This window comes from Emticicia fluvialis, assembly GCF_024793945.1.
Taxonomy (GTDB): domain Bacteria; phylum Bacteroidota; class Bacteroidia; order Cytophagales; family Spirosomataceae; genus Emticicia; species Emticicia fluvialis.
The window spans coordinates 26723-36063 of the sequence record NZ_JANUSD010000026.1; the positions used below are offsets into that span (position 1 = coordinate 26723).

Below are 9341 nucleotides of genomic sequence, written 5' to 3' on the forward strand. Positions count from 1 at the left end.
GTCAGAAAACTACAACTTTAAAGAGGTAATTTTAATTCTTAATATTAGAATAAATAGAAATTTGCAATTTTTATATTTCAAATTTAAAATATTGTAATCAAAAATGCTAACTTTGAATATTTTAGTTCGGGATTTTCTGTGATTAGAAATATCTATTTCTGCAAAACTTAAGAGATCATTATTTAATACGTTTAAGAATTTGATATGGTTTAATTTATGCATGAAGTCCTGAAATGCAATCGCTGGCGATTTTCTAGAATTGATAATATAATTTTATAATTCAAATATAACATAAGAAGCCTTTGGTTTTAAATTTTAATAGAGCACTAAATTTATATGAAAGGAGTTGATATATTTTGTGGTGCAGGTGGTATGAGCTTAGGCGCACAAATGGCAGGTATAGATATTACTTTAGCGATTGATTATGATCAAAGTGCCATTAAAACCTTCCAAAGTAACCATCCAGAAACAAGAAATGTAATATGCGAGAGTATAAGCAAAATTGATTTTAATGAATACAAGGACAAATACTTTATATTAATGGGTGGGCCTCCATGCCAAGGTTTTTCGGTTTCTAACACCAAAACTCGCGATGAAAAAAATTCTAACAACTCTTTATTTTATGAGTTTATTAGAGCTGTAAAAGTATTAAGGCCTAAATGGTTTGTTTTTGAAAATGTGGAGGGAATTACGTTATTTCAAAAAGGTAAAGTTCTCAATATTTTGAGAGAAGAGATGTCTAAACTGGGTTACAGAACTAGTGAAAAAGTTTTGATTGCTTCAGATTATGGCGTCCCTCAAAATAGGAATAGGTTTTTTATGATTGGTAATAGAGAAGATATTGAATTTTCTTTTCCTGAAAAAAAAGATGTAGAGGTCACCGTTATAGAAGCAATAGTAGACTTGCCTGATTTAAAGAATGGAGATTCTTTTGAATGTTTACCTTATAAAGAGACTAAATTAAGTAATTACGCTAGACTAATGAGAGCTAATTCTTCTAATTCTCTGCAAAACATAGTATCAAAAAATAAAGATTATGTCATTGAACGATATAAGTATATAAACCAAGGAGAAAATTGGAAAGCTATACCTAAAAAGCTAATGGATAATTATAAAGATTTAAGTAATTGTCATAGTGGAATATATAGAAGATTAAATGCCGACAAGCCTTCTGTTGTTATTGCTAATTACAGGAAAAATATGTTAATACATCCATTTCAGGATAGAGGTCTATCAGTTCGAGAAGCTGCTAGGTTACAAAGCTTTCCAGATGATTTTATTTTCCAAGGAAGTTTAATGCACAAACAGCAGCAAATAGGTAATGCAGTCCCTCCATTGCTGGCAAAAGCAATTATAGAACAGATTATTAAAATTGATAACAATTATTTGAATTAAAGTGACTAAAATTAAAAATTTAGAAACTGAGTTCTTATCACTAAGAGGACGTCAGGATATTTTTCCAGCAGGGAAGAATTATGTAAATATCTATGAGGAATTGAAAGGAAAATTTGATACTCAAGTACATCCCGAAATTAAAACGAAAATTTTAGAGATCGAAAAGGAAGGATATTTTAATGACCATGGCGTAGACCATATAAAAATGGTAATAGAGAGAGCTACTTGGATTCTAAATGAATTGAATGTGTCTTTAGAGAATAAGGAAGGGTATTTTTCTATAACACCATATGAGATTTTCTTATTACTAGTAGCTATCCAACTTCACGATACCGGACATTTAATAGGTTCTAGAAAAGAACACGCTCATAAAGGTAAAGAGTTATTAGCTAAATTTGATTCTGGTAATTCTCTTTCAACCGCAGAGAGAAAACATATTGGTGATATAGCTAAAGCGCATGGAGGAAAGGAGGACCCAATTGGTAAATTGCATCGGGAGGAAAACCTATCTCATCAAAAAATTAGACCCCAACTGTTAGCGGCTATTTTAAGATTAGCAGATGAACTCGCAGAAGATAAAACGAGAGCCTCTAAGTTTTTACTAGATACAGGTAATATGACAGCAACGAGCGAAATTTTTCATCGCTATTCTGGTGTATTAGATAGTATATTTATTTCAGGAGGTGAGGTAAAAATGGATTTTTATGTACACGACGAGCTTCTTCGGAATACCTATCCAATGATAAAAGATTCACAAACAATCCAACAGTTTTTGATTGATGAAATATATGTTAGAACATTTAAAACCTTTACAGAATCTTTGTACTGTAGTCGATTTTTGCCTTACAGCGGTAGAATAAATACTGTTAAAGCAAATATCCATATTTTGAGTAGCATTGATGACGATGAAATTAAATGTATTTCTTACGAATTAAAAGAGACTGGATATCCATTTATCTCGGATAAGGATATTTATGATTTATGTGAATCGCTTAAGGAAAATAACAAAAGAATAGACGGTGAATTTATTAAAAATTTTATAGAACAACGAGCTGTACATGAACCCATTTGAAGTTAATACGCCTGAAGATGTAACGGCAATTGAAGTACATGAATTATTTGTAGATGTTTTTACGGATTTTTATCAGGTTAAAGCAATTGGACATACATTTTTAAATGGACCAAGAGGTTCAGGTAAGAGTATGATGTTTAGATATATGATGCCTGATTGTCAAGTGATTGAAAAAAAATGTGCTCTCAACGAATTAGATTATTTCAGTCTTTATGTTCCGATTAAGTTAACCGATATTAATAATCCAGAGCTTGAACGTTTAAAAAGCAATTCAAATACTTTCTTTAATGAGCATTTGCTAACGACTCATGTAGCAAGTAAATGTTTTAACTATTTACTCAAGTTTCAAGAAGAAATTGATAAATATCTAAATGAAATTAGAGAGTTTTACAAAAATGTTTTTATCTGGTATGTCGATATATCTGGGGGTGTTACTGAAGACTTAAATGCTGATTATAAGTCTTCTTCGGAATATATCAATAGCATGGTAAGAATTATTGATAGAATGCAATCAGAGTGTAAATCATATTGCAAAAGAATAGCAATTAATCCAACCTCTCAAGAAGATTATAAAGGTGCTTTATGCAACTATCTTGATTTTTTATATCCAATTTTGCTAAAACTAAAAGAGTTACCTTTTATGCCAAAAGATAAATCTTTATTTTTGTTAATTGATGATGCTGGATATCTGAATTCGACACAAACAAAAATACTTAATACTTGGGTATCTTATAGGACATCAAAATTTGTTAGCTTAAAAATTTCTACTCAGTTAGATTACAAAAGTTATAATACTATAAATGATAAAACAATTGATTATCCGCACGACTATTCCCAAATAAATATTGCAACTGTCTATACTTCTTCTGGCAAGAATTACTATCAAAGAATTGAGAATATTGTTGAGAAAAGAATTAAAAAATACTTAGATAAAGATATTAATCCCAAAGTTTTTTTTCCAGCTGATAAAGCTCAAGTTGAAGCAATAAATAAAAAGTATGAAGAAATCAAAGAGCAAAATAACAAAGATGATAAAGATTATGCTGGTCCAGATGCTGCAAGACGCTATGCTACATCGGAGTATGTGAAAAATTTAGTAGCGGGGAGATCAGGAGGTACATTTAGCTATGCTGGATTTGATAATTTGGTTAATATTTCGTCAGGAATTATCAGGTATTTTTTGGAGCCAGCTTCAACGATGTTTTCAGAGCATTTATCTAGAAACAATATAGATGCTAACGAAGTTGATTTTATACCAGACAGCATTCAAAACGAAATAATTAATAGTTTTTCACAAAAATTCTTAGAAGATGAATTTAAAAAAGTGATTGAACAGCATGGTGGAAAAGCTGAGTCAGAGAGATTAAGTAAAGCTGATAAATTACATAATTTGATAACTGGTTTAGGCGGAATGTTTCGTAAAATTTTTGTTAGTAATAGAACAGAAAGAGTTGTGTTTTCGGTAGCTTTGAATGATTTACCAGATGATGAATTGAGAGAAATTTTAGATTTGGCTATTCACTACGGTTACTTACATCAAAGTACTATTGGAAATAAAAAGGGAACAGGCAGAAGTAAACTGTTTATTTTAAGCAGAACTCTAGCTCCATTTTTCAAACTAGATCCAACGGGATTTAAAGGATATAAATTTATGGATAGTGAAATCCTAAAAATTGCACTGATAAATCCGCAACGTTTTATTGTAGAAACTACGAAAAACTTGGCAACTGATGAAAATCTGCAAGGTCCTTTATTTGATAATTTACATGACTAAAATATGAAAATAAATGCTTCTGAATTGAAATCGATTTTTAGTAATATCGATTTATTTATTTGTTCCTCTGGATTTGAATCAAGATCAAAGTCGGTTGCCTTAGCTTTAAATGCTGAAAGTATAAAAAGTGCTTTCGTTTTTCATATCGATGAAAATTATACGCTTGCACATGAGAACCTTAAAGAATTACAGAATAGAATACCCCAATTTAAGAAAATTGAACACCCAAAGAATAATCCGATAGAAACGTATGACCTCTTATGTACTACTTTTAAGGAATTTTATCAAGAATTTAATAAAGATAATAAACTTAGAATTGTAATTGATGTAACTACATTTACTAGAGAGGTATTGCTGATTTTGTTTAAAGCACTGAATCAACAACCATTTATTGGTAAGTCAAAAGTTTGCTTAATATATACTCCTGCTGAAAATTATCCTTGTGATTGGCTTACAAAAGGGGTTCGTTACATTCGTTCTATTTTTGGTTATTCAGGTATGATTTTGCCAAGCAAAAAACTAATGCTTATAATTTTAAATGGTTTTGAGAATGAACGAACTGAGGAAATCATAAATTCATTTGAACCAAATGGGATATTGCTAGGAAAACCATCTCATGAAGATTCAATTAATGAGGAATTAAGCATCAGAGGGGAAAGTAAATTCGAATTCATAAAAGAGAAGAATCATTCCAAGATTAAAGAAGAGTTTCAGTTCTCATGCATTGAAGTTGATAAAACAATTATAGTTTTAGAGACGCTTATTGAAAAGTACAAAAAAGAATATAATATTATACTTTCTCCTTTAAATAACAAAGTTTCAACAATAGCTGCTGCTATAGTAGCATTAAAAAATGAAAATATTCAAGTTTGTTATGCATCTGCAAATCAATATAATATAAATCAATACTCAGTACCTTGCGATTATTTTCTAATGTTTGAAATGAATTCATTATTGGAGAATTGAATTCTTAAATATGTGCAAGAGTAAAAATGACTATTGTCTTTTAAGCTTTGTCATAATTTCAGTTAATTGGAAGATAGTATTAGTTTCTTTCTCTAATTGGTTAATTGAAAATGCCATTTTCCCTCCACCCACCGTAGCATCCCTCAATAAAAATGCGTAACTTTGGCTGTTTTAGCAGATAAAATCCCGAATAAAGTGGCACGTCCGTCAAAAGAAGAAACCGTAAAACAGCCAAAGGAGACTCCTCTCAACCGACAATACAATCAGATAAAGGCCAAGTACCCGGGGGCAGTATTGCTGTTCCGCGTGGGTGATTTCTACGAAACTTTCGGCGAAGATGCCATCAAGGCCTCAAAAATTCTGGGCATTGTTTTAACGCGCCGCAACAACGGCGGTGCGCAGGAAGAACTGGCGGGTTTCCCGCATCACTCGCTGGATACCTACCTGCCCAAACTGGTGCGTGCAGGCGAGCGCGTAGCCATCTGCGACCAGCTCGAAGACCCCTCAGCCGCCAAGGGCATTGTGCGTCGGGGCGTTACCGAACTTGTAACACCCGGGGTTTCGTTTAATGATAACGTGCTCAATACCCGCCAGAACAACTATCTGGCTTCTATACATTTCGCCCGTCCCGATTACTTCGGGGTGGCTTTTCTGGATGTTTCAACGGGCGAGTTCCTCACTACTGAGGGCAACACGGCCTATATCGACAAGCTGCTGCAAAGTTTTGCCCCGGCAGAAGTTCTCTATTGCAAAAAGTACCGGCATGAGTTTCACGGCACCTTTGGCGATAAATTCAACGAGTTTTGTTTTGAAGACTGGGCCTACCAGTACGACTTCGCCTATAACCTGCTCATCAATCATTTTCGTACTGCTTCCCTCAAGGGCTTTGGTGTAGAAAACCTCACCGAAGGCATAGTGGCGGCAGGGGTAATTCTGCGGTATCTGTCAGACACCGAGCATAAGGAAATGGGGCATATCTCGCGCCTTACCCGCCTCGACGAAGATAAATATGTATGGCTCGACCGCTTCACTATCCGCAATCTGGAGCTGGTTTTTGCACAACATGAAGGCGGCGTACCGCTCATTCAGGTACTAGACCAGACCATCACGCCAATGGGTGCCAGGCTGCTCCGCAAGTGGCTGGTGCTGCCTTTGAAAGAAAAAAGCGTGATACAGGAACGCCTGGATACCGTTGAGTTTTTTGTGCAGCAAGATGAGGTAGCCGAAAACCTGACTACCCTGCTGAAACCCATTGGCGACCTGGAACGCCTGATTTCTAAAGTGGCCGTACGGCGGATTAGTCCGCGCGAGCTGGGGCAGTTGAAACGGGCGCTGGCACAGGTGCCGCCCATCAAAAAACTGCTGGAAGACGGCAGCCAGACATTTGATGTGCTGCAGAAATATGTAGCCCAGCTGACAGAATGCAAGTATCTGTTTGATAAAATAGACCGCGAATTGCGTGACGATGCCCCGATTGTTACCAATCTGGGTAATATGATTAAAACCGGAGTAGATGCCGAGCTGGACGAACTCCACAAGATTGCTTTTTCTGGCAAAGACTTCCTGATTGAAATCCAGAACCGTGAGGCGCAACGCACTGGGATTCCGTCGCTCAAAATCTCTTATAACAAGGTTTTCGGGTATTATCTGGAGGTATCAAACGCCCATAAGAACAAAGTGCCGGTTGAATGGATAAGGAAGCAGACACTGGTAAACGCCGAACGGTATATAACCGAAGAACTGAAGATTTATGAAGATAAAATTCTGACTGCCGAGACCAGGATTTTTGAGATTGAGCAACGGATTTTTAATGCGTTGGTAGCCACTGCCGGCGAGTTTGTAGCCCAGATTCAACAAAATGCCCGGGTGATATCGGTGCTGGATGCCCTAGCTTCTTTTGCCAAAGTGGCACGCAAAAATAATTATTGCAAGCCAACAGTTACCGAAAACAAGGTGCTGAACATTAAAGAAGGCCGCCACGCCGTAATAGAGCAGCAACTGCCCCTGGGCGAAAGCTATGTGCCGAACGACCTGTTTCTGGACGACGAAACCCAGCAGATTATCATCATTACGGGGCCGAATATGGCCGGTAAATCAGCCTTGTTGCGGCAAACAGCCCTCATATCATTAATGGCACAAGTAGGCAGCTTTGTGCCTGCCGCCAGTGCCGAACTGGGCATTGTAGACAAGATTTTCACAAGGGTAGGGGCAAGCGACAACCTGTCGAGGGGCGAATCTACCTTTATGGTTGAAATGACCGAAACCGCCAGTATCCTGAACAACCTGAGCGACCGCAGCCTGATTATTATGGATGAGATTGGTCGAGGAACCAGCACTTATGACGGCGTGAGCATAGCCTGGAGCATTGCCGAATACCTGCACAACCACGCCAAAAGCAAGCCCTGGACACTCTTTGCCACGCATTACCATGAGCTGAACCAACTGGCGGATGATTTTCCGCGTATCAAGAATTTCAACGTGGCAGTAAAGCAGGTGGATAACAAAATGGTGTTTCTGCGCAAGCTGAAAGAAGGCGGCAGCGAACATAGCTTTGGTATCCATGTGGCACAAATGGCCGGTATGCCGCAGTCGGTGGTGTTACGCGCCAACGAGATATTGCATCATCTGGAAGAAGACCACATCAAAGAAAACAATAAGGAGAAAATCCAGCAGGCACCCAAAAATAATATCCAGCTCAGTTTCTTTGAACCACAAGACCCGAAGCTGGAAGCCGTAAAGAAGAAATTACAGTCTTTGGATGTCAACACCCTGTCGCCCATTGAAGCGCTTCTGAAACTGAACGAACTGGTGAAGCTATTGTAACGGAAGGTTTGTTGAGCCGAATTGCATACGGCTCATCGCCGAATCTGGATATTCCCGAAACAGTTTTAAGAGTTTTTTTTGGAATTAAAATCCCGCCGGGATGATATATCTGTCGTAAGTGATTCGATTCGTGTGGTTGTATCTGAATGAGCTGTTGTAATGGAAGGTTTGTAGAGCCGCAATGCTTGCGGCTCATCGCCGAATCTGGATATTCCCGAATCAGTTTTAAGAGATTGTTTTGGAATTAAAATCCCGCCGGGATGATACATCTGGAGTAAGTGATTCGATTCGTGTGGTTGTATCTGAACGAGCTGGTGAAGATGTTGTAACGGAAGGTTTGTTGAGCCGCAATGCTTGCGGCTCATCGCCGAATCTGGATATTCCCGAATCAGTTTTAAGAGATTGTTTTGGAATTAAAATCCCGTAGGGATGATACAACTGTAGTAAGTGATTCGATTCGTGTGGTTGTATCTGAACGAGCCGTTGTAATGGAAGGTTTGTAGAGCCGAATTGCATACGGCTCATCGCCGAATCTGGATATTCCCGAATTAATATTTGACAGACTGTTTTTTAAACAAAATTCTACTCCATAAACAGGCCCCCGGATACGCACGCAATGCGTCTCTACTTGCCCTCTTTAAATAGCCGCAACTGTTCATTGGCGGAACTTTGCCAAATATTATTTCGTTTTTTAAATTTATATGAGGCTTGAAACCTCAAAAACTTTTATTAAATTTCACACAATTGTTAATTTAAACTCTTTCAACTATGGCATCATCATTCAACATTGCTTACCCCGGTACTTCTGCCGAGTTCGCTTCCGCTGCCGGAAATGCCATCACCGGTAAAGGTGGTGTTTTCAACGGAAACGACACCAAAGGTACATTTAGTATTGACACACCCATAGGCGACGTAAAGGGCAGCTATCTGGTGCTCTCTGAGCCTGGTAGCCCCGAAACCCAGATTGAGGTAACCATTACCGATAAACCTTTTCTGGTTCCGATACGGAAAATCGAAAGCACCATTGCCTCTTTTCTTATGAAGTAATGGGTTCCGTTCTGTCTGATTGGCTGGCCGGGCACGGCTCTTTAAGCCTTATTCAACCAAACAATACCCCGCCAGCAAACGCACAGAAAACAAAAAACTCCCTCGCTTGGTCAGTGAGGGAGTTTTTTGTTGGCTCAGGTATGTCACGTCCTGAAATAGCGTTACAATAAAAGTAATGTTATGAAAGAAACAATTGCAAATCAGTACATTAAGCGTACACAGAAAGATTACAGTTATGCTTTTAAATTAGCCGTAGTTCAAGAG

6 protein-coding genes are annotated in these 9341 nt (G+C 37.5%); all 6 read left to right on the top strand.

The genetic code is table 11. The features are described 5' to 3' along the window. The first annotated feature begins 336 nt into the window (after positions 1–336). Complete coding sequence (locus NZ848_RS21030; protein WP_259017151.1) at positions 337–1395, top strand: DNA cytosine methyltransferase; 1059 nt, start codon at positions 337–339, stop codon at positions 1393–1395. Between the two features lies 1 nt (position 1396). Continuing rightward, on the top strand, positions 1397–2467 hold the full coding sequence (locus NZ848_RS21035) for an HD domain-containing protein (RefSeq protein WP_259017152.1): 1071 nt from the start codon (positions 1397–1399) through the stop codon (positions 2465–2467). Further along, the gene (locus NZ848_RS21040; protein WP_259017153.1) at positions 2454–4241 is read left to right on the top strand and encodes an ORC-CDC6 family AAA ATPase; all 1788 of its coding nucleotides are present in this window, start codon (positions 2454–2456) and stop codon (positions 4239–4241) included. The genes NZ848_RS21035 and NZ848_RS21040 overlap by 14 nt, the downstream gene beginning before the upstream one ends. Before the next feature lie 3 nt (positions 4242–4244). Next, positions 4245–5207 (top strand): hypothetical protein, encoded by a 963-nt coding sequence (locus NZ848_RS21045; RefSeq protein WP_259017154.1) that lies wholly within the window; start codon positions 4245–4247, stop codon positions 5205–5207. Between the two features lie 195 nt (positions 5208–5402). Further along, positions 5403–8030, top strand: a complete 2628-nt coding sequence (mutS, locus tag NZ848_RS21050) for a DNA mismatch repair protein MutS (protein ID WP_259017155.1) — start codon at positions 5403–5405, stop codon at positions 8028–8030. Positions 8031–8798: 768 nt separating this feature from the next. Next, entirely contained in the window at positions 8799–9077 is a 279-nt protein-coding gene (locus tag NZ848_RS21055; protein WP_101726206.1) for a hypothetical protein, read from the top strand. Positions 9078–9341 lie beyond the last annotated feature (264 nt).